27 protein-coding genes are annotated in these 24,841 nt (G+C 48.7%); 8 read left to right on the top strand and 19 right to left on the bottom strand.

Going from position 1 to position 24,841, the window contains the following annotated elements; translation table 11 throughout:
- Window positions 1-3 precede the first annotated feature (3 nt).
- The 5 genes from OEZ43_04585 to purM all read right to left on the bottom strand — a co-directional run bounded on the left by OEZ43_04585 (window position 4) and on the right by purM (window position 4,915).
- Window positions 4-1,869 (bottom strand): methyl-accepting chemotaxis protein, encoded by a 1,866-nt coding sequence (locus OEZ43_04585; GenBank protein ID MDH5544845.1) that lies wholly within the window; start codon window positions 1,867-1,869, stop codon window positions 4-6.
- Between the two features lie 64 nt (window positions 1,870-1,933).
- The gene (locus tag OEZ43_04590) at window positions 1,934-2,365 is read right to left on the bottom strand and encodes a rhodanese-like domain-containing protein (GenBank protein MDH5544846.1); all 432 of its coding nucleotides are present in this window, start codon (window positions 2,363-2,365) and stop codon (window positions 1,934-1,936) included.
- Window positions 2,366-2,499: 134 nt separating this feature from the next.
- Window positions 2,500-3,252, bottom strand: coding sequence for a DUF3108 domain-containing protein (locus OEZ43_04595; protein ID MDH5544847.1), 753 nt, complete (start codon window positions 3,250-3,252; stop codon window positions 2,500-2,502).
- Complete coding sequence (purN, locus tag OEZ43_04600; GenBank protein MDH5544848.1) at window positions 3,173-3,868, bottom strand: phosphoribosylglycinamide formyltransferase; 696 nt, start codon at window positions 3,866-3,868, stop codon at window positions 3,173-3,175. Before purN ends, OEZ43_04595 begins: the two co-directional genes overlap by 80 nt.
- A 6-nt stretch (window positions 3,869-3,874) precedes the next feature.
- Window positions 3,875-4,915, bottom strand: a complete 1,041-nt coding sequence (purM, locus tag OEZ43_04605; GenBank protein ID MDH5544849.1) for a phosphoribosylformylglycinamidine cyclo-ligase — start codon at window positions 4,913-4,915, stop codon at window positions 3,875-3,877.
- Window positions 4,916-4,951: 36 nt separating this feature from the next.
- On the opposite strand from purM, the gene OEZ43_04610 reads away from it, so the two are divergent.
- From OEZ43_04610 to hda, 4 genes are read left to right on the top strand one after another with little or no spacing between them, the layout of a single operon-like run.
- Window positions 4,952-6,124 carry a DUF2066 domain-containing protein gene (locus OEZ43_04610; GenBank protein MDH5544850.1) on the top strand — a complete coding sequence of 391 codons (1,173 nt, stop codon included), beginning with the start codon at window positions 4,952-4,954 and terminating at the stop codon, window positions 6,122-6,124.
- On the top strand, window positions 6,121-6,681 hold the full coding sequence (locus tag OEZ43_04615; GenBank protein MDH5544851.1) for a CDP-alcohol phosphatidyltransferase family protein: 561 nt from the start codon (window positions 6,121-6,123) through the stop codon (window positions 6,679-6,681). The genes OEZ43_04610 and OEZ43_04615 overlap by 4 nt, the downstream gene beginning before the upstream one ends.
- Complete coding sequence (locus tag OEZ43_04620) at window positions 6,668-7,729, top strand: AI-2E family transporter (protein MDH5544852.1); 1,062 nt, start codon at window positions 6,668-6,670, stop codon at window positions 7,727-7,729. The genes OEZ43_04615 and OEZ43_04620 overlap by 14 nt, the downstream gene beginning before the upstream one ends.
- Window positions 7,729-8,463 carry a DnaA regulatory inactivator Hda gene (gene hda / locus OEZ43_04625; GenBank protein ID MDH5544853.1) on the top strand — a complete coding sequence of 245 codons (735 nt, stop codon included), beginning with the start codon at window positions 7,729-7,731 and terminating at the stop codon, window positions 8,461-8,463. Before OEZ43_04620 ends, hda begins: the two co-directional genes overlap by 1 nt.
- On the opposite strand, the gene wrbA is transcribed toward hda, so the two are convergent.
- Window positions 8,460-9,050 carry an NAD(P)H:quinone oxidoreductase gene (gene wrbA / locus OEZ43_04630; protein ID MDH5544854.1) on the bottom strand — a complete coding sequence of 197 codons (591 nt, stop codon included), beginning with the start codon at window positions 9,048-9,050 and terminating at the stop codon, window positions 8,460-8,462. The two genes, hda and wrbA, sit on opposite strands and share 4 nt — an antisense overlap.
- Before the next feature lie 86 nt (window positions 9,051-9,136).
- Between wrbA and OEZ43_04635 the strand changes: the two genes are divergently transcribed.
- Together OEZ43_04635 and OEZ43_04640 are read left to right on the top strand one after the other, a co-directional pair.
- Window positions 9,137-9,664: a YqhA family protein gene (locus OEZ43_04635; protein MDH5544855.1), complete on the top strand. Its 528-nt coding sequence runs from the start codon at window positions 9,137-9,139 to the stop codon at window positions 9,662-9,664.
- Complete coding sequence (locus OEZ43_04640; GenBank protein ID MDH5544856.1) at window positions 9,661-10,107, top strand: hypothetical protein; 447 nt, start codon at window positions 9,661-9,663, stop codon at window positions 10,105-10,107. Before OEZ43_04635 ends, OEZ43_04640 begins: the two co-directional genes overlap by 4 nt.
- Before the next feature lie 9 nt (window positions 10,108-10,116).
- Here the strand turns inward: OEZ43_04640 and OEZ43_04645 are convergent, their stop codons facing one another.
- The 13 genes from OEZ43_04645 to OEZ43_04705 all read right to left on the bottom strand — a co-directional run bounded on the left by OEZ43_04645 (window position 10,117) and on the right by OEZ43_04705 (window position 21,312).
- The gene (locus tag OEZ43_04645; GenBank protein ID MDH5544857.1) at window positions 10,117-10,464 is read right to left on the bottom strand and encodes a DUF6488 family protein; all 348 of its coding nucleotides are present in this window, start codon (window positions 10,462-10,464) and stop codon (window positions 10,117-10,119) included.
- 43 nt (window positions 10,465-10,507) lie between these two features.
- A complete protein-coding gene (locus tag OEZ43_04650) occupies window positions 10,508-10,987 on the bottom strand; it encodes a hypothetical protein (GenBank protein MDH5544858.1) in 480 nt (159 codons plus the stop codon).
- Complete coding sequence (gene tsaA / locus OEZ43_04655) at window positions 10,984-11,706, bottom strand: tRNA (N6-threonylcarbamoyladenosine(37)-N6)-methyltransferase TrmO (GenBank protein MDH5544859.1); 723 nt, start codon at window positions 11,704-11,706, stop codon at window positions 10,984-10,986. Before tsaA ends, OEZ43_04650 begins: the two co-directional genes overlap by 4 nt.
- Before the next feature lie 9 nt (window positions 11,707-11,715).
- Complete coding sequence (locus tag OEZ43_04660) at window positions 11,716-13,098, bottom strand: SPOR domain-containing protein (GenBank protein ID MDH5544860.1); 1,383 nt, start codon at window positions 13,096-13,098, stop codon at window positions 11,716-11,718.
- A gap of 17 nt (window positions 13,099-13,115) precedes the next feature.
- Window positions 13,116-13,358, bottom strand: a complete 243-nt coding sequence (locus tag OEZ43_04665) for a WGR domain-containing protein (GenBank protein ID MDH5544861.1) — start codon at window positions 13,356-13,358, stop codon at window positions 13,116-13,118.
- A 22-nt stretch (window positions 13,359-13,380) separates the two neighbouring features.
- The gene (locus OEZ43_04670; GenBank protein ID MDH5544862.1) at window positions 13,381-14,532 is read right to left on the bottom strand and encodes a deoxyguanosinetriphosphate triphosphohydrolase; all 1,152 of its coding nucleotides are present in this window, start codon (window positions 14,530-14,532) and stop codon (window positions 13,381-13,383) included.
- Window positions 14,533-14,542: 10 nt separating this feature from the next.
- Window positions 14,543-15,634, bottom strand: a complete 1,092-nt coding sequence (aroB, locus tag OEZ43_04675) for a 3-dehydroquinate synthase (GenBank protein ID MDH5544863.1) — start codon at window positions 15,632-15,634, stop codon at window positions 14,543-14,545.
- Between the two features lie 76 nt (window positions 15,635-15,710).
- Complete coding sequence (aroK, locus tag OEZ43_04680; GenBank protein ID MDH5544864.1) at window positions 15,711-16,253, bottom strand: shikimate kinase AroK; 543 nt, start codon at window positions 16,251-16,253, stop codon at window positions 15,711-15,713.
- A 45-nt stretch (window positions 16,254-16,298) separates the two neighbouring features.
- Window positions 16,299-18,452: a type IV pilus secretin PilQ gene (locus OEZ43_04685; GenBank protein MDH5544865.1), complete on the bottom strand. Its 2,154-nt coding sequence runs from the start codon at window positions 18,450-18,452 to the stop codon at window positions 16,299-16,301.
- A 61-nt stretch (window positions 18,453-18,513) separates the two neighbouring features.
- Window positions 18,514-19,065, bottom strand: coding sequence for a pilus assembly protein PilP (locus OEZ43_04690; GenBank protein ID MDH5544866.1), 552 nt, complete (start codon window positions 19,063-19,065; stop codon window positions 18,514-18,516).
- 2 nt (window positions 19,066-19,067) lie between these two features.
- Window positions 19,068-19,694 (bottom strand): type 4a pilus biogenesis protein PilO, encoded by a 627-nt coding sequence (gene pilO / locus OEZ43_04695; protein ID MDH5544867.1) that lies wholly within the window; start codon window positions 19,692-19,694, stop codon window positions 19,068-19,070.
- Window positions 19,691-20,251 (bottom strand): PilN domain-containing protein, encoded by a 561-nt coding sequence (locus OEZ43_04700; GenBank protein ID MDH5544868.1) that lies wholly within the window; start codon window positions 20,249-20,251, stop codon window positions 19,691-19,693. The genes pilO and OEZ43_04700 overlap by 4 nt, the downstream gene beginning before the upstream one ends.
- Window positions 20,251-21,312, bottom strand: a complete 1,062-nt coding sequence (locus OEZ43_04705) for a pilus assembly protein PilM (GenBank protein MDH5544869.1) — start codon at window positions 21,310-21,312, stop codon at window positions 20,251-20,253. Before OEZ43_04705 ends, OEZ43_04700 begins: the two co-directional genes overlap by 1 nt.
- Window positions 21,313-21,642: 330 nt before the next feature.
- Here OEZ43_04705 and OEZ43_04710 point away from each other — a divergent pair, with 330 nt between their 5' ends.
- Both OEZ43_04710 and OEZ43_04715 read left to right on the top strand, forming a co-directional pair.
- Window positions 21,643-24,147, top strand: coding sequence for a penicillin-binding protein 1A (locus tag OEZ43_04710; protein MDH5544870.1), 2,505 nt, complete (start codon window positions 21,643-21,645; stop codon window positions 24,145-24,147).
- An 85-nt stretch (window positions 24,148-24,232) separates the two neighbouring features.
- Window positions 24,233-24,841, top strand: a complete 609-nt coding sequence (locus OEZ43_04715; GenBank protein ID MDH5544871.1) for a hypothetical protein — start codon at window positions 24,233-24,235, stop codon at window positions 24,839-24,841.

Below are 24,841 nucleotides of genomic sequence, written 5' to 3' on the forward strand. Positions count from 1 at the left end.
ATGTTAGTTGACACGGAAGCGGGTGACGACGGACTGCAGTTTGGTAGCAAGCTCCTTGAGTGCCTCACTCGAACCTGCCGTCCTGCTTGCACCCTGTGAGGTGGTTTCGGCTATTTTGCTGATATTGACGATGCTGTTGTTGATCTCATCCGCGACGGCGGTCTGCTCTTCCGCCGCACTGGCAATTTGGGTGTTCATTTCATTAATGCTGCTAACGGCGCTGGCAATAGTCTGTAAGGATGTACCGGCCTTGGCCGCCTGTTCAACGGTTTCCCGCGCACGTTCCTGGCTTTCGTTCATAACATTTACGGCGTCTTTGGCACCGCTTTGCAGGCGCTCAATCATCTCATGAATCTCTCGAGTGGATTCCTGTGTGCGGCTGGCGAGTACCCTGACCTCGTCGGCGACGACGGCAAATCCTCGTCCCTGTTCACCAGCGCGAGCCGCTTCAATAGCGGCATTCAGTGCCAGCAGATTCGTTTGTTCAGCGATTCCGCGAATTACGTCCATAACCGAGCCGATATTTTCGCTATCGGATTCTAACTTGTTTATTACGGTAGTCGCCCGCTCGATCTCGCGCGCTAGCGCATCGATATCGGTCATAGTTTGCGAAACCACTTTTTGACCGGTACGTGTTTCCGTATCAGCATTGCGTGCGGCTTCAGCGGCGGCTTCAGCGTTACGCGCAACTTCCTGCACTGTTGCAGACATTTCGTTGATGGCTGTTGCCACCTGGTCTGTTTCTTTCTGTTGTTCCTGTACGCCACCATTGGTCTGACCGGTGACGATGGCCAATTCTTCAGCCGCACTGGACAAATGTCCCGCGTGGGTGTGTATTTGCGTGACCTGCGAACTAAGACTCTGAACCAGACTTTTCAAGGACCGGCCAAGGCGATGGGTTTCTTTCAGTCCATTGGCTTCGACTTTTATGGTTAAGTTGCCATCCTCAACCTGTTCCATGTTGGTAATCAGGTCATTCATGGGTGAGAGTAGAAACTTACGCATAGCAATGACGGTTGCCACTACCCCGATGACGATTAACACAAGCATTGTGCCTACAGACAGAAGCTGTGTTTTGAAGAAACTGCTGTTGAATTTCTCGAGGTTTTCCACAATATCCACAACGAGCAATGTCTTGCCAGCGGCGTCGGCTAATTCATACGGAACAACCAGACTATTGGCATCAAGTGTTGAGGGCCAGTTGTCGGTTTTAAATGTTTCTTCCGAATGAATGCTTTTAATGCGCACGGCCGTGTTTAAAACTTCTTCGAGTTTGCGTAGATTGAAAGCCGGGTCAACCACTACTTCCAAATAACCAGAAAGACGCAGGCCTCCAACCGGCACTAGCACAGAATGCATCGGGCCGTGGTCAGAAATCCAAAGTTCGGATAGCGCCTTGAAGCGATCACCGCCTTTACGCACTTTGGCCGTTTCATAAAGATTTGTCGGCAGTTTGCGAGGGAGTCCACTAATACCTTCGCTACTCTCTAACGTAAAACGTAATTCCTGATCGTATAAACGCAGCTTATTTAGTTTCAATAAGCCCGAAGTTACGAAGCGTTGAGCAAATTGTTCATTGAGATGATTTACGACGAATTCACTGTTTTCCGGCTCATCGAGCTGAGTGTATGCATTGCGGAATTCGGAAGACTTACCCGCTGTTGTTCCCAGGTCCTGCGCGATTAGTGCAAGCTCCTTGATAATTTCCTGGCTCGAGACCTGTGTAATGCGTGACAAAATACGGACTTCTTCGCTCTCTGCCGCATTTTTGAATAGACTGGCGGAGAAAAAGGAAAGTGTCACCGCAATGGTTCCAATTCCAATAACGGAACCTAAGGTTAACAGCCTGAGTGAAACACGATTAATCATAATAATAGTTATATTCGGTTAGCGTAGGAGGGGTTGTATCACCCCTCCTTGCTAGAGCGAGTAATTACGGATGAACGACGGGTAAGCCTTTCGCTTCCCATTCTTCCATTCCGCCGCGGAACCAGTAGACCTTTTTGTAACCAGCGGCTAGCGCAACCTTAGCAGACTTAACGCTGCGTCCGCATTTAACACCGTTACAGTAGAAAACAATAGGTGTGGTTTTGGACTTGACATGCTTGGCCAAAGAATCTTTTGTTGTCTCTGTATTAGGCAGGCTAATCGCACCTTCGATAAAACCTTTTTGAAAATCGCTTTTCTTGCGTGCGTCGAGGATGACGAGTTGAGGTGAACCTTCAACCAGTTCAATTAAATCCTCGGCAGATACGCGAGTCGTACCATCGATAAATGGAGGAACCTCTTTTTTTTCCGCGAAACTTGTTCCGGAAACGAGCAGGGTTCCGAGTAATACCAGTAAGGTGGCTCTCAACGCTTTCATAAAATATTCTCTCCAGTGGTTTGCAAACTAATCTAACTATTATTTTATGGTATATAGACTTAGGTAGTTCTCCTGCCCCCGTATATATGATTTCGTCCTTTTTCGAGTAAGACTTTAGTTGTAAAGACCGATGTTTAGTCAATATTTCCGGATGGTAACAATGGAAAAGCGCCTTCCAGTCGGGTGAGGTAGGCGGTAAAGGTTAATCCTGATTCGGCGTATTGTATTTGAACGGGCAAGTACTGGAGTGAAGGGGCGCACCAGAGGCTGGTGCTAAAAAACTCGGTGTCAGCATGGACCACCAGCGTGTCGAGTCGGCCAAGATAGGTGTCTATTGCCTCTTTCTTTTGGAGCTTGATGTGAAAGTCCTTTAACTTTTTGTTTTCTGTGATGTGATACATCATCTCCTTTTTACCTTGAGCTAGGTCTTGCATGATTTGTAGGGGGTAAACGTTTTGATCGAGACTGCCTTTTTCTAGCGGATAGGTTCGTTTGGTTACACCTATCGTTGAGTGGGCGGTATCTGTGTGCCAGTCGAATTGTTGAGCAACGACGTTTCCCTTGTTATCGGAATAGGCGTAATCCAATGGTCTCAGTAGACGATTATGGATGTCGAAATGTGTGACTCGCGTCTCAGACTTTTTGAGCAGGTAGCCGGCAAAACCGGTGGTTTTTAACGTAGACGTATATTCATGCGGTGTGGATGAATTCCAGGTCAGGATGCGTGTGGCTTCGCCAACTTTCAGGGGGCCGATTTTGACATCGTAATAGGCTGAGAAGGCTGGAGGGAGTCCAGGGGCTGGCGCTTCAGTGTGGTTGTTCTGGGCTCTGCAAGGAAAGGCTGGCAGGCCAGCCAGTATCACCAGAGTATATAACAGGCGTTTCAAGCACTTTTCCATCGAGATAGACCTTGTCCTTGCGCATGATTAAACGATTTTCGGCAAACCATTTGACAGCTTCAGGATAAATGATGTGCTCCACTTCCTGTACGCGTTTGGCCAGATTTGCCGCAGCGTCATTTTCAAATATCTTGACCCTGGCCTGAACAATTAATGGTCCACCGTCGAGTTCGAGTGTAACAAAGTGGACAGTCGCCCCATGATATTTTTCCCCAGCGGCCAGCGCACGCTGGTGTGTATTCAATCCTCGATAACTGGGTAGCAAGGAGGGGTGGATGTTGAGTAGCTTGCCTTCATAGTGCGCAACAAATTCCGGGGTCAGGATGCGCATAAAGCCGGCCAGTACCACGAGCTGGGGACGGTAACGGTCGATCGTTTCGATCAATTGCAGATCAAACGACTCTCGATCGGCAAACTGTTGGTGGTTGATAACCTGTGTTTCGATATTGGCGTTTGCGGCTCGTGTCAGACCGTAGGCATTTGGGCGGTTAGAGATGACCGCAGCGATCTTTATCGGCAAAGTACCGGATTGCTGACCATCGATTAGGGCTTGCAGATTGGAACCATTACCTGAAATCAGTACGACGACTTTTGTGTTGTACATGACAAATTAACGTGTCACGCGAACGACGGGTTCCTCGTCGTCAGAGTGTGTGATCTCGCCGATCAACCATGCTTGCTCACCGGTGGTTTCCAATTCTGCAATAGCCTGGTCCGCTTCTTCTGCGCTGACGATAACAACCATACCGATGCCGCAATTAAAGGTGCGTAACATCTCCTTAGTTTCAATATTCGCCTGTTTCTGTAACCAATCGAACACAGGAGGCATGGACCAACTGTTGCCGTCGATCATTGCGCAGGTATTTTGCGGCATCACCCGTGGAAGATTTTCCAGCAAGCCACCGCCAGTTATATGCGCCAGTGCTTTGATGGAAACTTTTTGTTTGAGCGAAAGTATGGATTTGACATAGATACGCGTAGGTGTCAGCAGCGTTTCGCCCAATGTGCTCCCTTCAAAAGGGGACGCCAGGTCTGCCTGGCTGAGTTCCAGGACTTTGCGAATTAATGAATAGCCATTGGAGTGCGGACCACTTGAGGCCAGGCCAATCAATTTGTCACCGGTTTTAACTGTGCTGCCATCAATGATCTCATCTTTCTCGACGATACCGACGCAAAATCCGGCCAGATCGTAGTCGCCAGGACTGTACATGCCAGGCATTTCCGCGGTTTCGCCCCCGGTCAGGGCGGCACCGGACTGTGTGCATCCCTCTGCGATCCCTTTGATGACATCTGCGGCCACATCGGTGTCCAGGTGGCCGGTTGCATAGTAATCCAGGAAATAAAGCGGCTCGGCACCTGTCACAATGATATCGTTAACGCACATGGCGACCAGGTCGATGCCTATAGTGTCGTGCTTACCCATTTGGTGAGCGAGCTTGAGCTTGGTACCCACGCCGTCGGTACCTGAGACCAACACCGGTTTTCGATAGCGATCGACCGGAATCTCAAATAGAGCGCCAAAACCACCAAGTCCACCAAGTACTCCAGGCCTATTGGTTGCAGCAGTAAAAGGTTTGATTCTTTCGACAAGCTTGTTACCGGCATCAATATTTACGCCAGCGTCTTGGTAACTAAGGGATTTTTCGTTCACGGTGGTTTGGGTCTCGCTGTAGAATGGTCGGAACTGATGTATCCGAAAAAGGACGAATTATCTGATAATATGGTGGCAATTCAAAGAGGAAGATATAAGTCATTGAAGATTAAACATTGTTCTAAGGTGTTTTGTGGGCAAACGACTCAGATGTTGGTGCTGTTTGCGCTGTTGTTTGCCGGGAAGGCCATGGCTGTTAACGTTGACGGTCTCTACAAGGTGGAAATTCCAGTGGAATCCCAGCGCAATGAGGAACGGGAGGCTGCCATCCAGAAGGCCATGGAGCTGATGTTGATAAGGGTGACTGGAAACAGCCAGGTAATGTTGCTGCCGGAGATCCCCAATTTGCTGGCTGAAACGCGCAAATATATCCGCCAATTCCGCTACGCCCGCGCCTCAGAAAGCGGAATTCCCGCATTCGGTGCTAACGCGAGCGATCAGGTGCTGCGCGTGGTTTTTGACGAAAAATCGGTAAAAGAGGCCTTGTGGAAGGCTGGCTTACCGGTGTGGAGTAATGCTCGCCCAGCTACTCTGGTGTGGATAGCTATACAAGATACGGATCGTCGCTATCTACTCGATGCAAATGAGGGTAGAGAAATCGTGGCGGTAATCGACACGCAGGCAAAGAATCGCGGGATCCCCTTACTTTATCCTTTACTCGACCTCGAAGATCAGGTGAATATCAAGGTATCCGATGTGTGGGGCGGATTTAGTGAAAATATCGTGCGTGCTTCGGGCCGCTATCCGGCAGAGGAAATATTTTATGGCAGAATATTTCTCGATCCGTTTGGTAACTGGCAGGCCCGTTGGACCTTGGTTCATGGTGAACAAACAAAGACCTGGGAGTCGACAGGGGTCGATATGTCTCAGGTGCTGGAAGAAGGTGTTTGGGGCTTAGCCGACAATATCGCTGCCCGTTACACCAGCTCGTCAGTGGCTGGCGCCGATCAGGGGGTTTTGCGGATGCGCGTGGGACAAGTGAAGAATATACGGGATCTGGTTAGAGCGACTCGGTATCTGGAATCGCTGGCGCAGATTTCTCGTATGCAATTGTCACGTGTCGAGGCTGATCAAGTGACTTATCAGATCGAATTGCGTAGTGATCAACAGGCGCTTTCACGAGCGATTTCTTTGGGACAGGTGCTGGCAGAGGACGGCGGCGCTATTAGTGGAGAAGGGACAAGCCTGGCTTATCGTTTGATGCAATGAGGCATATACCTAATGCTTTGACCATCATGCGGATCATATTGGTCGCGCCAATATGTTATCTGCTTTATGTTGGTGACTACGAAACGGCGCTTGCGGTGTTTTTTGTCGCGGCGGCTTCGGATGCCATTGACGGCGTAATCGCTCGCCATTTTGGCTGGCAGAGTCGCCTGGGTTCGATACTCGACCCCCTGGCCGACAAGATCATGATGGTCTGTTCCTACCTGACCCTCGGCTTGATAGGGTTGCTACCCGCGTGGATCATCGCTCTGGTGTTATTGCGTGATGCGTTAATAGTCTCAGGTGGAGTGGCCTATCATTATTCCTTTGGGCGCTTCCGTATGGAGCCCAGTAACATCAGCAAAGTGAATACCTTTTTTCAGAGCCTGTTAGCTTTTGTGGTTGTGTCTGCGGAAGTTTATTTACCAATCGAGGCGGCATATCTGGCACTTCTCGTTTATATTACGGCAGTTACCACCGTCGTCAGCGGCGCAGCATATGTGAGAATCTGGTCGTTGCGGGCCCTGCAATCAAAAAGAAAACTGAATGTACATGAATGACTCCCGTCGATGGTTTGTGTTCGCCCTCGTGGCGGCATGCGTATTCTTACTTTACTTGTTATCTCCGGTACTGACGCCTTTTATTGTGGCTGCCACGCTGGCCTATATGGGTGATCCACTAGTTGACAGGCTGGAGCGTAAGCTCTCCCGTTCGGTGTCAGTATTGATTGTGTTCGCGCTAATTATTAGCGTGATACTGTTATTGCTTTTGATACTGCTTCCCATGCTGGAAGGGCAGATCAGTGTGCTGATAAAGAAACTCCCCGTTTATCTTGATCGACTGCAACATATCTTTTTGCCCTGGTTACAACAGCAGTTAGGCCAATTCGATCCTTCCGTCAATTTTGAAAGTCTCAAGCAAGCGGTGTTGCAGGCATTTTCTGGTGTCGGTGGGGTGGTGAAAGGTGTGGCGTCTACGCTGTCGTCCTCAGGGCTGGCAGTTATTGGCTTTTTTGCCAATATCGTATTGATTCCGGTGCTAACGTTTTATCTCTTGCGTGACTGGGATATTCTGGTCGAGCGCGTGCATGAGCTAATCCCTCGTCGTTTTGAGGCGACCACAGTTAGGCTGGCACAAGAGTCTGACGAAGTATTGGGCGCTTTTGTGCGTGGTCAGGTGTCGGTGATGGCTGCGTTGGGGACAATTTATAGCATAGGGTTGTGGATAGTCGGTCTTGATCTGGCCTTGCTCATTGGTATGATGGCCGGCGCTGTCAGTTTTGTGCCCTACCTCGGATTTATTGTCGGCATCGTGATTGCGGGCGCTGCGGCTATGCTGCAGTTTCAGGACGTTATCTATCTGGTTTATATAGGTCTTGTTTTCGGCGTTGGGCAGGTTTTGGAAAGTTTTCTATTAACTCCTTTTCTGGTTGGTGACCGCATCGGTCTGCATCCGGTAGCTGTTATATTTGCGGTTATGGCGGGCGGACAATTATTCGGATTCTTTGGCATCTTGCTGGCTTTGCCGGTCGCGGCAGTTTTGATGGTGATATTGCGTCACGCCCATGAGCGGTATGTTCAAAGTCAGTTGTATGGGGGTGGTCGTTAATGCAGGGTTCTGCGCAACTAGCCTTGGCAATGCGTATTCGCGATGACGCCGCTTTCAGTAATTATTTTGCTGGTCCGAATCAAGAAATAGTCGATCACCTGCAAAAGGCTTCGCAAGGAAAGCCTTCGGACGGGACAATTTACTTGTCGGGTGCGGACGGGGTGGGAAAAACCCATTTGTTACAGGCGGCCTGCCGTCAGGCAGAAAAGCATCAGGGCGCTGCGGTCTATCTGCCCTTGGCTGAATTGCGAGAAGAAGACACTGGAGTTCTGGATGGCCTGGAAACCTTGTCACTAATCTGCATAGACGACGTGCACGAGATTGAGGGTCATACTCAATGGGAAGCCGCGTTGTTTCACTTGTACAACCGCGCGTTTGATACAGGGGCACAAATCATTTTTGCCGCGGATCGTAGCGTGGCGGCACTAGGGATACAGTTACCGGATTTACATTCGCGACTTGCCTGGGGTTTTGTCTATAAACTGTTGGCTTTGAGCGATGAGGAGAAAGTGCTGGTATTGCAGGCGCGTGCGCGATTACGCGGCTTTGCATTGCCCGAAGATGTTGGCCGATATTTGCTAAGGCGCTTTCCACGCGATATGGCTGCCTTGCAGCAAATGCTTGATGAGTTGGATCAGGTGAGTCTGGCTGCGCAACGGGGAAAGATTACCATCCCTTTCGTGCGATCCTGGTTAGAGCATCGGGAACAGTCAACACAGGTCCAACTTTTTTAGCTGAAAAGTCTATGCGCGAGTGTTGCCACACGGTTGCCAAGCGCGCGACACAATTCTTTTTCTTCCTTACTGATTCCATTTTCGTTATTTGTTCCGGCAAAGTGACTGGCGCCATACGGTGAGCCGCCACTAGTAGAGCTGTGCAGAGATTTTTCCGTATAGGGGATGCCACTGATTAGCATGCCGTGATGTAACAAGGGTAGCATCATCGAAAGCAAGGCGGTTTCGTGTCCACCGTGGATAGTAGATACTGAGGTGAATACGCCGGCAGGTTTGCCGGCAAGATTGCCAGAGAGCCAGAGACTACTGGTGTTGTCGATGAAATGTTTGAGTGGCGCGGCCATGTTGCCAAAATAGGCGGGACTGCCAAGTATCAGACCCGCGCAGTTTTTCAATTCTTCCAGGCTGACATAGGGTGGCCCTTTATCTGGAATACTGTCAGCTACTGACTCGCATACCGCAGAAACTTCAGGAACGGTTCTTACAATAGCCGTACAGCGCTGGGTTTCTTCGACGCCTCTTGCCACAAGATTGGCCATTTCGGCAGTTTTACCCCCGCGACTATAGTACAGAACCAGGATGTTCATTTGAAAAGAGCCCCTATCAATTGCGCTTGCAAAGTCCTACAAGCTTGCTTACTTTATCAGAGCTAACCCTGAATTTGGAAACCTGAATGTTTGAAAAAGCTCTTTGGCGAAGCCGTTTTGTGGTGCTGGCTGCAGTAGTGGCTAGTCTTTTAACCAGTTTTGCTATGTTTTATATCGCAACGGTTGATGCATTTTATATGATGGCTCATCTTCTCGAGTACGCATCGCCCGATTTGACACTGGAACAACGAAACCATCTACGTAGCTCCACGGTGACACATGTGGTCGAAATCGTTGATGGTTACTTGCTGGCGACTGTGTTGTTGATCTTTGCGCTAGGCTTGTACGAGTTGTTTATCAGCAAGATTGATAGTGCGGAAGAGGAAGATGAAAAGGTTTCTGGAAATGTGTTGGTTATTGAAAGTCTGGATGATCTGAAAAATCGCCTGGCGAAAGTGATTTTGATGATACTGGTAGTGAAGTTTTTCGAGCACGCAATCGGAATGAACTATGACAGTCCCATCAGTCTGCTGTATCTCGCCGGAGGAATTGCGTTGATCGGGCTGGCTTTGTACCTAACCCACGCCAGTGAGCCACATAAGGCCGAAGGATGAGCGAAACGGCTTCGCACCCGTTTGTCGCGGCTTTCCGCGGGAGTTTCATTGGCATTTTGCGTTGGCCTCAGTTGGCTGCCTTGTGGGAAACGGTTGCGCAAGATGCAGCGGCTGACTGGTATATCTATGCTGTTGGTGAAGCGCCTCCTGACGAACCGGCATCGAGTGAACAGGTACTCACATTTATACGGCACATGGATACACTGCTACGTACCGAACATGACTACGATTACTGCGGTATAGTCTATGTCGACAGTCGCGAACACCCAGGCTATATCAAGATTTTTGATCCCAATAACCTGGGCGTGTCATGTGGATACAGTGATAATCCACCGCTTCCAGGCTGGATTATGTCGAAGTTGAAACCGACCAATCTTGTTGAGGCATTGCCACAACCAGGCAATCGAAAGCGATGGTGGCAAAAATTGTTTTCGACCAACTAGGTCTCGCGTTTATTTGCCAGTGAAATTTGCCGCTACATATTTACCTTCGGTCGTAAGAAAAATATATAACGTGCTTTTGGCGGGATCTTTTTCCTGGGCATTGTTGAAGGTAACTAACCACTCGGTGTTTGCGCCAACGGTTTTCTTTTCTGCGTTTCCTGGTTTCGCATCTTTCCATGAGGAATCAATTTTATTTCTGTTTACCAGGGTGTTGAGTACGGAAAGCGCTGCTTTTTGCGCACCAGCGGCATCTACGTCATGAGAATGTGTGTGATCTGCATGGCCGGGACCGGCAAATACGGGTTGGATAAGAAACAGGCTGAATATCAATAACAGGATGATTTGTCCGGATTTCATGTGAATTTACTCCCTCTCTACGTTGTTGTCGATTATAAATTTCTTATTTGAACTGATAGCGCACACCCAAGCCAATACTAAGATCTGGCGATGTCGATGGAAAGATACGCATTACGGGTGCAATTTCCAAAAACGCATCGAATGGTTCGTTTTGCACCAGATAATTAATTCCGATGGGAATACGTACGCCCAGATGTTGGTCTCTTCCCGTGACAGCGCGAACGCCCAATCCATAGTAGAACAGCGCCTTGCCAACTTCTACCGGTATTAGATCCGGTTTGTGCACGACATAATCGGCTTTTAGTTGTATATCGACATTGTTCCTGCCGATATTCCAGCCAGCGCCAATGTCGTACGCGTGGTTTTGCCCCGATCGCGCACCCTTGCCAGTCCAGTATTTAAAACTGATACCAGTCAGGTCGCCAACGACAATGCCGAGACTTTTGTTGAAAGACGCAGCAAATGCGTTGGAACTAGCGGCAAGCAATAAAACAGCGCAGGCCACAATATGGTGTGTTTTCAATAGTCGCTTCCTATGCCTGGAGTGTCGTTTGGAGATATCGACAAAACAGTTACAGTCTCTTCGGAAAAACGAAACTTTACCTCAAAGTTGAGTATTTTCATACCATAGGCTTTTTCTTCCTGTGTATGTTGATGGTATGCGGGACGAGGATCTAGGGCGAGGGTTTCAACTATCAGGTTTTTTAACGTCGGATTCTCGGCAAGAGCCTGATGGCTATCTGTGGAAAACACAATATTGAGTTTGTTGTTTGGCGGGTGCTGCGCATAGGCGCTCTTCGCATCTGGCAAGCTGTCTGCGTAGCGAATATAGGGCTTAATATCGATTACGGGCGTACCGTCGACAAGATCATGTCCGGATACCAAGAGATTCACGCCCTGGTCAAATTCGATATCTATCAACTTTACTGCTGACATGCCGATGGGATTTGGTCGAAAACTTGAACGTGTGGCAAACACGCCAACAGATTCATTGCCCCCTAGTCGTGGAGGGCGAACACGGGGTTTCCAGTTTGCGTCCAGGTGTTTGTGAAATACAAATACAATCCAGATATGAGAGAAATCCTTCAGTCCCAACACTGCTTCGGGATTGTTAAATGGCGGTAACAGTTCCACACGTGCATGTGCTGAAGGGGTTAGCCCGGGTTGTCGTGGAACCCCGAATTTTTCCTTAAAGCACGAATGCACTATTCCTATCGTTTCAAAAGGAAAAGTTTGCTTCACGTGCACTTCTTACTTAAGCGTCTTGTGAATGCTGGCAAAGGTTCTAATCCAAGGTTGTTTTAAGGATAAAGATTTGGAAAGAGAATCAGCTGCCTGTTTAGCTTCACTCTGTGAAGAAAAATCGCCATGTACCACCGAATATAAGGTTCTATTTCCCTTTTGGATTTTGAATATCGCACTGTGTTGTTGAAGTCGGTTTTCCGCAATAAAATTTAAAGCAGCTTTTTCATTGCTGACCGCCAGTAGCTGCAGTGTATAGTGTTGCGGATTGCGTGATCGCAGCCATGTTGTTTCACCGCTTGTAGTGTTATCGTCTGCTTGCGAATTGGTTTGCGGAGATAAACGATTTGTTTGTGTTTGTGTTTGTGTTTGTGTTTGTGTTTGTGTTTGTGTTTGTGTTGTGGATGGTTCCGGTAATTCCGCAGTTTCAGGAATAATCGCTGGCGGAGGTGACTTAGGTAATTCCGGTGGAGGTTCTGGGATATCGAGCGCTTGAACCTCTTGGGTCTCGATTTTTGCATTCTGTTTGGTTTGGAGCAAAACAAGCGACACGACTATGGAAACCGAAAGTGCTAAAGCGACAAGCTTTAATTTTTGCTGGCTTCTTTTTTTGTCTGATCGTGTTTGCTGGGGGCTGGTTTTTTCATGCTCTTTGCCGCTGCTAAGTATGCTGAATGCCAATGCATTGATATGTCCCGGCTGGCCATGAGATTGTTGGTGAATTCTCGCCAATACGGGTTCACTGAACACGCTATGTTGGTTTGAGCCGGCGGAGGATAAACGATGTTGGATATATATAGCCGTTTGTTCTTCGCTAAAGACCGGAACTTCCAGTTGTAATAATTCTTGGGGTGGTGTGCACTGTTGTATAAGACGACTCAATGTATCGGGAATAAATTTGCCCAATAGTAAAATGCGCAGTACCGGTCGTCCGCCTATCGCAATCGTACTAATGGAGACGAGTAGTCGAAGTATGGTGTGATCTAGTTGTTCGGCATCATCAATAATGAGCACGGGCATCATGTTCTGTTCGCGAGCCTCAGTCAATTGATCAGCGAGCTTGCCGAGGATTTTCTCGGGTTCACTTTCATCTATCCGAAATTTTCTCGACATGATCGCGAGTAGCGAGTTGACCGAATTCGCCTCTTTGGCATCGGTCAGGCAGGTATACCACTCGTCTTGTTTTTCACTGATTAATTGATGCGCCAGTGTTGTTTTGCCTGATTCGCGCTCATTGTGCAGATAAATAATCTCACTTCCGAACTCGAGCAAATGTACGACTTTTTGCCGAAGCTCTGACCGTTCAATGTCTTCAAAAAAATTCCGCTCATTGACTTCATCCGCGAAGGGATTGCTAGTCATAATTGCTGTGATGTCTGCGGTGACGGCCATGTTTATTTCCTCCCAGGCTAGCCGGGAAATCGCTCCCCTTGTACAAAAACAACGCGATAACCCCGTTTGATCTGGCTGTCGCGACTTTCCAGAGCGGCCTTTTCGGCTTCATCTTTGCTGGTGTAGTGTTCCCTTTTCACGCGCCCAGGCGAACCCTGATGTCCCCATTCCTTGACAACCAGCCATCCCTCTAACAAATCCTGTTCGAGATGAATTTGATAAAAGCGTGGCAACTGGTTTTCTACAGTTGCAGATTGCATATAGATACGCATGAACTAGGGCCTAAGTCAGTTGTATCGGCTCAAAAAGCCGTTTGTGCTCCATGATTGCGAAACGGTCTGTCATACCCGCGATATAGTCAGCAACGCAACGCGCACGTCCGCTATCGCCTTGCTCTCTCTCCAACTCTCTTGCTTTCAATGAATGTTTGTCCGGGAGCAGTCGTATATCGTCTATAAACGCCTCGAACAGATTGCGTATTACCAGGCGTGCCTTGTTCGTCATACGATAAACACGATAGTGAGTGTACAGTTCTCGTCGCAGAAATTGTTTCAACTCCAGGTTGAGTTCGCGCATCTCATCGCTAAAACCGATCAGTGGCTGGTCCTGGCCACGTACATCGTCGATATTGTGTGGAGCTATTCTTTGGAGAACATCGCGGGTATTGGCAAGTAAATCCGACACCAGGCAATTTATCATGCGTCGTACGATCTCGTGTATGGCTCGTCGCCCCCCCAATTCTGGATAGAGTCGTTTGACCTCATCGTATTGCTGACGAAACAGACGAACAGATTGCAGTTGTTCGATGCTGATAAACTCTGCGCGCAGACCGTCATCGACGTCATGATTGTTATAGGCGATCTCGTCTGCGACGTTGGCAAGTTGTGCTTCTAAGGAGGGTTGTTTTTTTTCGAGAAATCGTTGACCCAACTCGCCGAGCAAATGCGCATTGGTCAGAGAGCAGTGCTTGAGGATGCCCTCGCGGGTCTCAAAGGTCAGGTTGAGTCCTTCGAATTCAGCGTATTTTTCTTCGAGACTATCCACCACCCGCAGAGATTGCAGGTTATGTTCAAACCCGCCGTAGTTTTCCATGCACTCATTGAGTTCGTCCTGTCCTGCGTGACCAAATGGCGTGTGGCCGAGGTCATGGGCAAGAGAGATAGCTTCGGTTAAATCTTCATTGAGGTTGAGTGTGCGGGCCATCGCCCTGCCAATTTGCGCGACTTCTATGGAGTGAGTGAGTCGTGTGCGAAACAGATCGCCTTCATGATTGACGAAAACCTGGGTTTTGTATTCGAGTCGACGAAAGGCGGTGCTATGAACGATGCGATCGCGATCACGCTGATATTCACTGCGATAACCCGGAGGAGGCTCTGGAAAGCGACGGCCTCGAGAGTTGGAATCCTGTGCTGCGTAGGGCGCAAGTGTCAGCATGAAGCTCCCGTCAATTACTGGTAATGGCGTGATGTTCGTCCAGCGCCTTTCGTAGTAAGGCTGGATCGTAGTCAGCAGTTACCACGGCATTTCCAATTGCCTTGAGCAAAACCAAACGAATGGTGCCGTGAAGTGCCTTCTTGTCTCTAGCCATGAGTTCGAGAAAGTGATCCGTCGTCAATTTGGCAGGTGCGCGAGTCGGTAGACAGGCACGGTCGATGATATTGTCGATGCGATGAACATCGTCCTGGTTTAACCAGCCCATGCGCGCCGATAAGTCGGCCGCGAGCAACATGCCTGTCGCCACCGCTTCCCCATGTAACCAGGAGCCGTAACCCATGCCGGTTTCAATAGCGTGACCGAAGGTGTGGCCTAAATTCAGTAATGCTCTTTGTCCAGCTTCTCTCTCGTCACTGGCGACGACATCGGCCTTGTTACGGCAGGAGCGTTCGATGGCATAGATAAGTTTGTCCGGCGCCCTTTCCATTAGCGCAGGAATATTTTCTTCCAACCACTCGAAGAATTCCCTGTCGCCGATCAGTCCATATTTGATGACTTCAGCCAGGCCAGCACTCAATTCTCTGTCTTCCAGCGAATTTAATGTGTTGGTGTCGATGATAACGGCATTGGGTTGATGGAATGCGCCTATCATATTTTTTCCCAGGGGATGGTTCACGCCGGTTTTGCCACCAACAGAGGAATCCACCTGGGCAAGCAAGGTAGTGGGTATCTGTATGAAATCCACGCCTCGCTGATAGCAAGCAGCGGCAAAGCCTGTCATATCGCCAACAACACCGCCGCCAAGCGCTACCAGCGTGCAGCTGCGATCAAAGGGTACGCCCAGGAGTGCATCGAAGATTAAATCTAGTGTTTTGATATCTTTGTATTTTTCGCCATCTGGCAATATAACGGTGGAGGTCTGATAATCTCTCAGCATAGCTAATGTTGCTTCAAGATAGAGTGGCGCGACGGTTTCATTGCTGACAACTAAAACCTGCTTGCCGCGGATATGTGGCTTAATCCACTGAGGATCCCCCAGGAGCTGTTGACCGATATAAATAGGGTAGCTGCGGTCGCCAAGATTGACTGTAAGAGTTTTCATAATGGTTTCCTGGTAAAAATTCCTAGAAGAATATGCTTTATAGGCATTGCTCGCAAGTGATGGGATTGGCAATGCCTCAGGCGGAAAGCCTGGATTTCAATAGTTTGCAGATTCTGTCAACGACAGATTTGACGCTGTTGTCTCCAGTTTTAACGACCAGATCGGCAATAGCTTCGTAAAGCGGTTCGCGTTGATGCAGAATTTCGGTCAGTTTGCGTTTGGGATCGTCGGTTTGCAGTAGCGGTCTGCTTTTGTCTTTGCTGGTACGCTCAAATAGTTGCTCTACGTCAGATTTGAGATAGATCACCAGACCACCCCGGGATAAAGCCTCGCGATTTTCCTGTCGTAATACGGCACCGCCACCTGTCGCCAATACGATATTTTGCATTTGCACCAATTCGCTGATAACCGACGCTTCGCGTTTGCGAAAACCCTCTTCGCCCTCAAGTTCGAAAATCAGGGGAATGGTGGCCCCCGTGCGTTTTTCGATTTCCCTGTCACTGTCGATGAATTCACGATCCAGTTGTTTAGCGAGCTGAATGCCAATAGTGGTTTTGCCAGCACCCATAGGGCCGACCAGGATGATGTTTTTTTTCGGGGAGGATGATGCCGAGGGCATAACGTATCCTGTGTCAAACTGCGTTGACACAGGATATCACGTTAACTATTGAAGCTTGAACTGTTCCTTGAGGATTTTCGGCGTGACGAAAATCAATAGCTCTCGTTTATTATTTATTTCACTCTTGGAGCGAAATAACCAGCCTAGCATTGGTATGTCGCCGAGAAATGGCACCTTAGACATAGTGACTGTTTTGTTTTGTTCATAGATGCCACCAAGAACGACTGTTTCCCCGTTGTCGACGAGTACTTGAGTAATAACTTCGTTGGTATCGATGGCCGGAGCGCCGCCTTCGCCTTTGACTTCACTGCTGACGCTGTCCTTGCTAACGCGCACATCAAGTATGATGCGATCATCAGGCGTGATCTGCGGCGTGACCTCCAGGCTCATTACTGCTTTACGGAAACTGGTTGTGGTGGCGCCGCTCGAGCTTGATTCGCGATAGGGGATCTCCGTACCTTGCTCGATAACCGCCTTGCGTTGATTTGAGGTGATGACCCGAGGACTGGATACCAGTTCTCCACGACCTTCGGCCTGTAATGCTGATAATTCGAGGTCGAGTAATTTGGTGCCACTGAGCAGGCCTAACGCGAAAGACGCGGGCGTTCCTTTGGAAACGACTGCGGGTAAATTGACATTAAAATGCGAATCGTTCGCCAGATTGTTTCCGGGTGAAGGTATAAAGTCACTGGCGCCCGTACCTGGGTTCAGGCCGAGGCTTTCCGTACTACCACCGAGCATGACTCTGTCACCGCCGTTGCCTAGTCCTTGATTGACGCGAGTCCCGAAACGAGTACCCAGGTCTCTGGCAAATTTGTCGTCGGCAATGACTATGCGTGATTCAATCAAGACCTGACGAATAGGGATATCAAGACTGCTGACTAACTTGCGTATCTCATCGATATGTTCGACCGTGTCGCGAACCAGAAGCGTGTTGGTGCGTTCATCGACGGTGATATTACCGCGATCGGAGAGAAGTGTATTCTTGTCGGATTTAATGATGTCGGCTAGCTCACTACCCTTGGCGTAGTTAATCTGTATCAGCTCTGAGCGCAATGGAGCCAATTCCGTGATTTGTTTTTGAGCTTCGAGTTCCAGTCGCTCACGCTCAGATATTTCCTCGCCTGGCGCAACGAGAATGACATTACCGTTTTGGCGCATTGCGAGCGCTTTAGTTTTTAGGATAATGTCAAGCGCCTGGTCCCATGGAGTGTTCTTCAGGCGGAGCGTAATATTGCCCTGAACGCTGTCACTGACGACGATATTAAGGCCGGAGAAGTCAGCCAAAAGTTGCAATACCGCGCGTACCTCAATGTCCTGGAAGTTCAATGAAAGCTTTTCGCCTTTGTATTCGGTTTGTCGACGTTCTCCCGTTTGAGTTACCTCGACAGGTTTTATGTCTATGGTTAGTGTGTTGTCCGATTGGTAGGCCAGGTGTTCAAATTCGCCAGTCGGCGCAACAACCATACGCACATTGCCTTCTTCGCTAAAGGTGTCTATGGTCTGTACAGGAGTTGCAAAGTCTACAACATCGAGTCGTTGATGTAGTTCTTCGGGAAGACGTGTATTCATAAAGTGAACAACGATTTTTCCACCTTCCTGGCGCACATCGATAACGATATTCGGGTCGCTAAACGTTACAAAAATTCGCCCTTCGCCTTTTTCTCCGCGACGGAAATCTACCTGTTGTATGCTCGGCATACCGGGGTTGCCGATGCTAGACAAGGTGCTCTGTGAAATGCGGTTCGAGTTGCTGGTAGCGGTTGTTTGCCGTGTTTCTGTTTTTGTATCGGACTCCTGTACTGTTGACTCCGCTTCGCCGCCCAGCGTCAGCACTATCTGGTGTCCTTGCTGTTTGACGGTGTAGGCAGTTTGTTTTACAAGATTGATAACCACTCTTGTACGCGCACCCGCTTCGATTGCGGATACTGATTTGACCGGCCCGCTGGCTATTCGGCGAGAACGCCACGGTAATGCGCTTTTCGTATTTGCCAGGTCAAGTGCAATACGAGGGGGTTCATCGACATTAAAGCTATTGGGTTGTTCGACAGGGCCAGAGAAGACCAGGTTTACCTGCATCTTGTCGCCAGGTAGTGAAGTAAAGCTCATGTCCTGCAAGGTGACTGGATTTGCTGCTAGAGCCGCACCCGGTGCTAAAAACAGAAGAGACAGCAGGGATCGCCGAACGCGTCCGGACATCCATTTCCTGCTCTGTTGTTTGATCAGTTTAGTTAGCGCACACATGTTGTTTACCCACGTCTTATTCACTTAATGTCAATGTGTTTGGTCGTTCAACCCAGCCGCCTGAGCCATCGGAAACGATTTCCTGCAATTTTATTTCCGTATCCCTGATTCGCGTGATGCGTCCGTGATTGTGGCCCATATAATTACCCTTTCTCACGCGATAAATCGTATTATCCGGGGCCTTAATGATTCCCCATATCAATCCCTGGTTATGCATAACGCCGACCATGGTCAGGGATTCGAGGGCGTATTTTTCCAGCTCCTCTCTTGCACGCTTGGCATCCGGACTCACACCGTTACGACTAGTGATGGAAATGGTTTTCACCAGCGAAACGGAAGGCTTAAAGGGGTCACGCAACTGCGCCCCGTGATATTTGTACGACTCGTAGGGCATGAAAGCTGGCAGTGGTTCGATAGTGCCCTGGTATTTGGATTTGGTACTTTCAACATAACCTTGCAGATCGCTAAGATCTTCGTCGGCACAACTACTCAGTGTCAGCACTAATGCCAGCACAGCGATAGCCAGGGCTCTCGTTATACGTTGCTTGTCTGAGTTTAATTCGTTCACGTCTATTTACCATTCATTTTAAATTGTTCAACTTCTTTCTCGTCGAGGTATCGATAGGTTTTGGCTGTTGCTTCCATCAACAGTTGGTCTTTTGAACCTTTTTGTTCCATCGTCGAAATTTTGAAGTCGTGTATTGTTACGATGCGTGGTAGTGCTGCGAGTCCTGCCATGAACTTCCCAAACTCGTGATAGCGTCCTCTGACTTTTATCTCGATTGGGAGTTCGACATAGAATTCAGCAGGAATCTCGGGCATAGGTTTAAATAGCTCGAACTCCAGTCCTGAAGATATCCCCGTTTGTGTGATGTCGGTGAGCAACTCAGCCACCTCTGTTTTGCTCGGTAACTGTTTGAGTAATGAACCGAAGGAGCGCTGTATATCTGCCATTTGTGCCTGGTAGGCCACTAGATTAGCTGCTTTGGCTGCCTTGATATCAATCAGTTGCTTTAAGTCTCTTTCTTTTAATTTTGATGCCTCGAGAGCATCCAACTGCGGTTGGGTGTCAATAAGATAACCAAGAATTGAAATCGCTACGCATGCCACAATCACAGCAAGTACCTTGGCGCTGCTAGGCCAGGCGCCAATATTGTTAAAATCCAGATCGCTGAGACTAAAGCGCTTCATTTTCATAAATTATTCGCTACTCCAGGGCGGGTACGCTTAACCTGCATGGAAAACCAGCTTGAATTAGGGTGTTCCCGCGTATCCGAATTGATAACGATGAGTTGTGGTTCTGTTAACCAGTCTGATCGATCCATATTGCGCAGTAGCGACGAAATTCGCGAATTCGATTCGGCAATACCCTCAATGCTGAGAGTGTTGTTATTTTGTGTAACCTTTAGCAGTTGAACGCCGTCAGGTAGAGTCGTGATGAGCTCTTCAAATAGGTGGACAACTTCCGGACGACTGTATTGCAGTTTCTGTATGACAGTCATACGATTTAACAAGCGTGTCTTTTCTACTTCAAGGCTTTTGATATTGGAAATCTCACCATCCAGTTGCGCGATTGCCTGGGTCAGCACGCTATTACGCGATTCTTGCAAGCCGGTGAGTGAGGAGATAACGATGTGAAATACCACGCCTACCACGAGCGCAAGTCCGCAAAAAAAGCCAAGTAACACGTAAAACTGTTGTTCACGCTCCTTGCGTAACTTTTCTCTCCACGGTAAAAGATTGATGCCGGCCATTAATCGAAACTCCTCAAGGCCAGACCACAGGCAATCATAAAAGCAGGTGCATCTTCTGACAGTGCCTGAGTGTCAATCTTTGGTGAAACCGTCATTGCAATAAACGGGTTAGCAATACTCGTATTTACGCCGACCTTCTCTTGTACGATTTCGTCTATCCCCGGAATCGATGCGCATCCACCTGCAAGTACAAGGTGATCGATGGAATTGTAGCGACTGGATGAAAAGAAAAACTGTATAGAGCGGCTAACCTGTTGCGCAATAGCTTCTTTAAAAGGTTCAAGTACGTCCAAACTATAATCATCCGGTAGCCCACCCTGACGTTTTGCCATACCGGCTTCTTCGTAAGTCAGGCCATAGCGGCGTTGAATCTCTTCGGTCAGTTGCTTTCCACCAAAAACTTGCTCACGCGTATAGATGATGTTGTGATCGAAGATGACGTTTAATGTGGTCATGGTCGCCCCAACATCAGCAACCGCGATGATTTTACCGAAACCTGCTTCTGGTAACTGAGAAGAGATCAGAACCAGGGCGCTTTCGAGAGCATATGCCTCTACATCGACGATCTCAGCAGTAAGTCCACCGAGATCAACGGTTGCAACGCGAGCATCGACAGTTTCCGAGCGACACGCGGCCAATAGCACATCGTTCATGTCGGGGTTGTTTTCCGATGGGCCAATGATATCGAAGTCTAATGCGACCTCTTCAAGTGGATAAGGTATATGTTGTTCGGCTTCGAGCTGAATCTGACCTTCTAGCTCTTCATCGTCTAACGATGCAGGCATGGCGATACGCTTGGTGATAACGGCAGAGCCGGCGACAGCGACAGCCGCTTGAGTAAGTTTGGTGCCGGATCGTTGAACCGCGCGGCGTATAGTTTCCCCGACAGATTCCACGTCAACAATAGTCTTTTCCACCACGGAATTGGGTGGCAATGGTTCGACGGCGTAGGCCTCGACCCGGAAGCGGTTGTCATGTTCACTCAGTTCCAGGAGTTTTACCGCAGACGAACTAATGTCCAGCCCCAGATAAACCTGGTGTTTGCGTGAAAATGGTAGCAATCTAGCGAGTTTCAATCCGTTGTATTCCTGTACAAATAAAACAGAACCTCATTGGCGTAACACAGTCATACGCCAATACCCCGGTGTCGCGGATAAAAACCCTCCGTTTTACGGAGTTGTGATAGAGTTCTGGTTAACACTATCAACATATTGTTATTATTAGGTTTAATTATCCTGACTGACCAGGTGTTTACCCGCTACCCACACATGTTATAGCGCCCAATTTTATGGGCTAAAGTGTATGTCGGCGAGAAAACTTATTTATTTAATCTATTTAATAAATTAGCGACTCGTGGGAACGGCCCGATTTTTGAATTCTACGCAAACTACATGAAATCAACTCACAAGAAATTTGCCAGATACACCCTGTACTCAGGGCTCGGAATGATGCTCGCCGGGCTGCTTATCACTCTGGGGTTGTATTTATATATCGCCCCAAATCTGCCCTCTATAGAGAGCCTGAAGGACGTAAAGTTTCAGGTTCCCTTGCGCATCTTTACCGCCGATGGGGAATTAATCGGAGAATTTGGTGAAAAGCGCCGCAGCCCGTTGCTTTACGAAGAGATGCCGGAACAACTTATCCAGGCAGTGCTCAGTGCAGAGGATGACCGCTTTTTTGAGCACCCCGGAATAGATGCTCTTGGTTTGTTACGCGCGGTTGGAAAGCTTATCACCACCGGTAAGAAGGTTCAGGGTGGTGGCACCATTACTATGCAGGTGGCAAGAAACTTTTTCTTAAGTCGAGAAAAGACCTTTCTTCGCAAGTTTACGGAAATCTTACTGGCATTCAAAATAGAACACGAGCTGGATAAGAAGAAAATTCTGGAGCTCTATCTGAACAAGATCTATTTCGGTAAACGTGCCTACGGCGTTGGCGCGGCCGCGTTGACCTACTATGGAAAAGATATTCGTGAGCTGTCGTTAGCCGAATACGCCATGATTGCCGGTTTGCCCAAGGCGCCTTCCCGTTACAACCCCATTGTAAATCCTAAGCGCGCGCTGTTACGTCGCAACTATGTGTTACGGCGTATGAATGAGCTTGGGTATATCGATGAAGAGGCGTACAAGGAAGCGGTACTTAGCGAAGTGACTGCGGAAGACCACGGGCATTCCATTGATTTGGAAGCGCCATATATCGCGGAGATGGTGCGTCAGGAACTGGTCGATCGATATGGTAACGATGTGTATACCGAGGGATACCAGGTTTACACCACTGTTGAGTCCCGTTTACAGAAGAAAGCGAATCATGCGTTACGTACAGCTTTGCTGGATTATGAGACGCGTCACGGATATCGTGGCCCAGTTCATTCCTATGGCGAGATGGAAAGAACGGATCCAGTGGAATGGTCGCAGGCATTTGACGAGGTAGCGCCCGATCCCGTGATGAAGCGAGGGTTTGTCTTCGAGGTAAATGAAAAAGATGCCTTGGTCTATCTCGAAGATGACCGAGTTGTGAATTTATGTTGGGACGGAATTAAGTGGGCGGCTCCCTACCAGGACGGAAACTGGACTGGGCCCGAGCCAACGAAAGCTAGCGACGTGGTGCGCGTGGGTCATGTGGTGTATCTGAGGCCAATCGGAAACCAATGGGAAGTTGGTCAAGTGCCCAAAGTTCAGGGAGCGATTGTTTCCCTGCGTTCTAGAGACGGCGCGATCCAGGCTGTCATGGGCGGCTATGACTTTAATGCCAGTAAATTTAATCGCGTTATCCAGGCCAAGCGTCAACCTGGCTCAAATTTTAAACCTTTTGTTTATTCTGCGGCATTGGAAAAAGGCTATACCGCTGCAACGCTCATTAACGATGCACCGGTAGTGTTTGATGATCCGGGTCTCGAAGATACCTGGCGTCCGGAAAACTACAGTGGGAAGTTCTTTGGTCCAACGCGTTTTCGCGAAGCCTTGGTTAAGTCGCGTAATCTGGTTTCGATACGGATATTGCGTTCCATCGGAATCAGCTACGCGCTCGATTATGTAAAGAAGTTTGGATTCGACCCGGCGGAATTGCCGAGAGACTTGTCGCTTGCTCTTGGTAGCGCCACTGTTACCCCTTTGTCGATTGCGCGTGGTTATGCAACGTTTTCCAATGGTGGATTTCGAGTAGACCCTTACATCATTCAGCGAATTGTGGGTAACAATGGGGAGCTGTTGTTTAAGGCCAATCCGGCGGTCGTATGTGGAACATGCAGCGAGTCACGACAGGTAGAGGAGCTGGTTCCCGATATTTCCGCAGAGGAAAACGAGGAACAGGTTTTACTGGATACAGGCTTTCTCGCGCTGGATAGTTCTTTGTTGGAAGGAATCAAATTGGGCGAGGAATCGGTGGTGAATCTCGCGCCCAGGGTTTTAAGCTCTCAGAATGTCTACATCATGACTTCAGTCATGCGTGACATCATCAATCGCGGTACCGGACGACGCGCAAAAGTCTTGGGTCGCAACGATCTTGCGGGCAAAACAGGTACGACGAATGATCAGCAAGATGCCTGGTTTTCCGGTTTTAATGGCGAAGTTGTGACCACTGCGTGGGTAGGCTTTGACGACCCCCATCCGCTGGGTGACTCCGAGTCTGGTGCGCGTGCAGCGTTGCCAATGTGGATTAGCTTTATGCGAGAAGCGCTTCGCGCAAAACCTGAAACGCGGTTTGTTCAGCCGCCGGGTATTGTGACGGTCAAGATTGACCCGAATACTGGCATGCTTGCCGGCCCTGCTACACAAGATGCGATTTTTGAGTATTTTCCGGAAGACAAGGTACCCACTAGTACCTCAGAGGTCACGATGGAAAACTCGGGAGGGGAATCCGAAGGTGGTGGTGGAAGCATATCAGAGCAACTTTTTTAATTATTTTTTCGTTGCTTTGGTTTGAAATGCCTGAGGAAGTTCTCGCTTGGATAGTGGCTATGTATAGGTTGTGAAAGGGGCAGTTATGTCACGTCAAAGTAGCCCTTGGGGTAAACACACCCGGCAAAGAATCGCAGTGGAAGCGGCGCGTATAATGTCGCAGGACAGTATTAGTGACTTCGAGACCGCCAGACGAAAAGCGGCAGATCGGCTTGGTATTAAACAGCGCCGCGATCTCCCTAATAATCAAGAAATAGAACAGGAGTTGCTGGCCTATCGTGCGATGTTTTCATCCAATGAGCCAAGCTCTGATCTACAAAAATTACGAAAAACGGCGCTTGAAGGCATGTCGTTTCTAGCTCCTTTCAATCCACGCCTGGTTGGTTCTGTTTTGGATGGAACAGCGGCGGCATATGACGCAGTGCAGCTGCATGTGTTTGCTGAAAATCCCGATGATATTGTGCATTTCTTGATGGAAAAAAATATCGACTTCGATCAGCGAAGCGGCAAAGTTCGCTATCGTTCCGGAAAAATCCGCGAGGTTCCTTGTTTGAGATTTGAAGCGGGCGAAACAACGGTAGAACTCTATGTTTTTGCTCTGGTTGATATCAGACATCCACCGTTAAGTAATACCGATGGACAAACGATGAAACGTGCCGATGCCAACAAGGTAAAAACCTTGCTGGCGGGATGA

This window comes from Gammaproteobacteria bacterium, assembly GCA_029881255.1.
GTDB lineage: Bacteria > Pseudomonadota > Gammaproteobacteria > S012-40 > S012-40 > JAOUMY01.

Bases quoted from the DNA above. Each gene is read 5' to 3' on its own strand.
- OEZ43_04585 (MDH5544845.1), bottom strand. From the start codon at position 1,869: ATGATTAATCGTGTTTCACTCAGGCTGTTAACCTTAGGTTCCGTTATT.
- OEZ43_04590 (MDH5544846.1), bottom strand. From the start codon at position 2,365: ATGAAAGCGTTGAGAGCCACCTTACTGGTATTACTCGGAACCCTGCTC.
- purN (MDH5544848.1), bottom strand. From the start codon at position 3,868: ATGTACAACACAAAAGTCGTCGTACTGATTTCAGGTAATGGTTCCAAT.
- OEZ43_04610 (MDH5544850.1), top strand. From the start codon at position 4,952: ATGTATCCGAAAAAGGACGAATTATCTGATAATATGGTGGCAATTCAA.
- OEZ43_04615 (MDH5544851.1), top strand. From the start codon at position 6,121: ATGAGGCATATACCTAATGCTTTGACCATCATGCGGATCATATTGGTC.
- OEZ43_04620 (MDH5544852.1), top strand. From the start codon at position 6,668: ATGTACATGAATGACTCCCGTCGATGGTTTGTGTTCGCCCTCGTGGCG.
- hda (MDH5544853.1), top strand. From the start codon at position 7,729: ATGCAGGGTTCTGCGCAACTAGCCTTGGCAATGCGTATTCGCGATGAC.
- wrbA (MDH5544854.1), bottom strand. From the start codon at position 9,050: ATGAACATCCTGGTTCTGTACTATAGTCGCGGGGGTAAAACTGCCGAA.
- OEZ43_04635 (MDH5544855.1), top strand. From the start codon at position 9,137: ATGTTTGAAAAAGCTCTTTGGCGAAGCCGTTTTGTGGTGCTGGCTGCA.
- OEZ43_04640 (MDH5544856.1), top strand. From the start codon at position 9,661: ATGAGCGAAACGGCTTCGCACCCGTTTGTCGCGGCTTTCCGCGGGAGT.
- OEZ43_04645 (MDH5544857.1), bottom strand. From the start codon at position 10,464: ATGAAATCCGGACAAATCATCCTGTTATTGATATTCAGCCTGTTTCTT.
- OEZ43_04660 (MDH5544860.1), bottom strand. From the start codon at position 13,098: ATGGCCGTCACCGCAGACATCACAGCAATTATGACTAGCAATCCCTTC.
- OEZ43_04665 (MDH5544861.1), bottom strand. From the start codon at position 13,358: ATGCAATCTGCAACTGTAGAAAACCAGTTGCCACGCTTTTATCAAATT.
- OEZ43_04670 (MDH5544862.1), bottom strand. From the start codon at position 14,532: ATGCTGACACTTGCGCCCTACGCAGCACAGGATTCCAACTCTCGAGGC.
- aroB (MDH5544863.1), bottom strand. From the start codon at position 15,634: ATGAAAACTCTTACAGTCAATCTTGGCGACCGCAGCTACCCTATTTAT.
- aroK (MDH5544864.1), bottom strand. From the start codon at position 16,253: ATGCCCTCGGCATCATCCTCCCCGAAAAAAAACATCATCCTGGTCGGC.
- OEZ43_04685 (MDH5544865.1), bottom strand. From the start codon at position 18,452: ATGTCCGGACGCGTTCGGCGATCCCTGCTGTCTCTTCTGTTTTTAGCA.
- pilO (MDH5544867.1), bottom strand. From the start codon at position 19,694: ATGAAAATGAAGCGCTTTAGTCTCAGCGATCTGGATTTTAACAATATT.
- OEZ43_04700 (MDH5544868.1), bottom strand. From the start codon at position 20,251: ATGGCCGGCATCAATCTTTTACCGTGGAGAGAAAAGTTACGCAAGGAG.
- OEZ43_04710 (MDH5544870.1), top strand. From the start codon at position 21,643: ATGAAATCAACTCACAAGAAATTTGCCAGATACACCCTGTACTCAGGG.
- OEZ43_04715 (MDH5544871.1), top strand. From the start codon at position 24,233: ATGTCACGTCAAAGTAGCCCTTGGGGTAAACACACCCGGCAAAGAATC.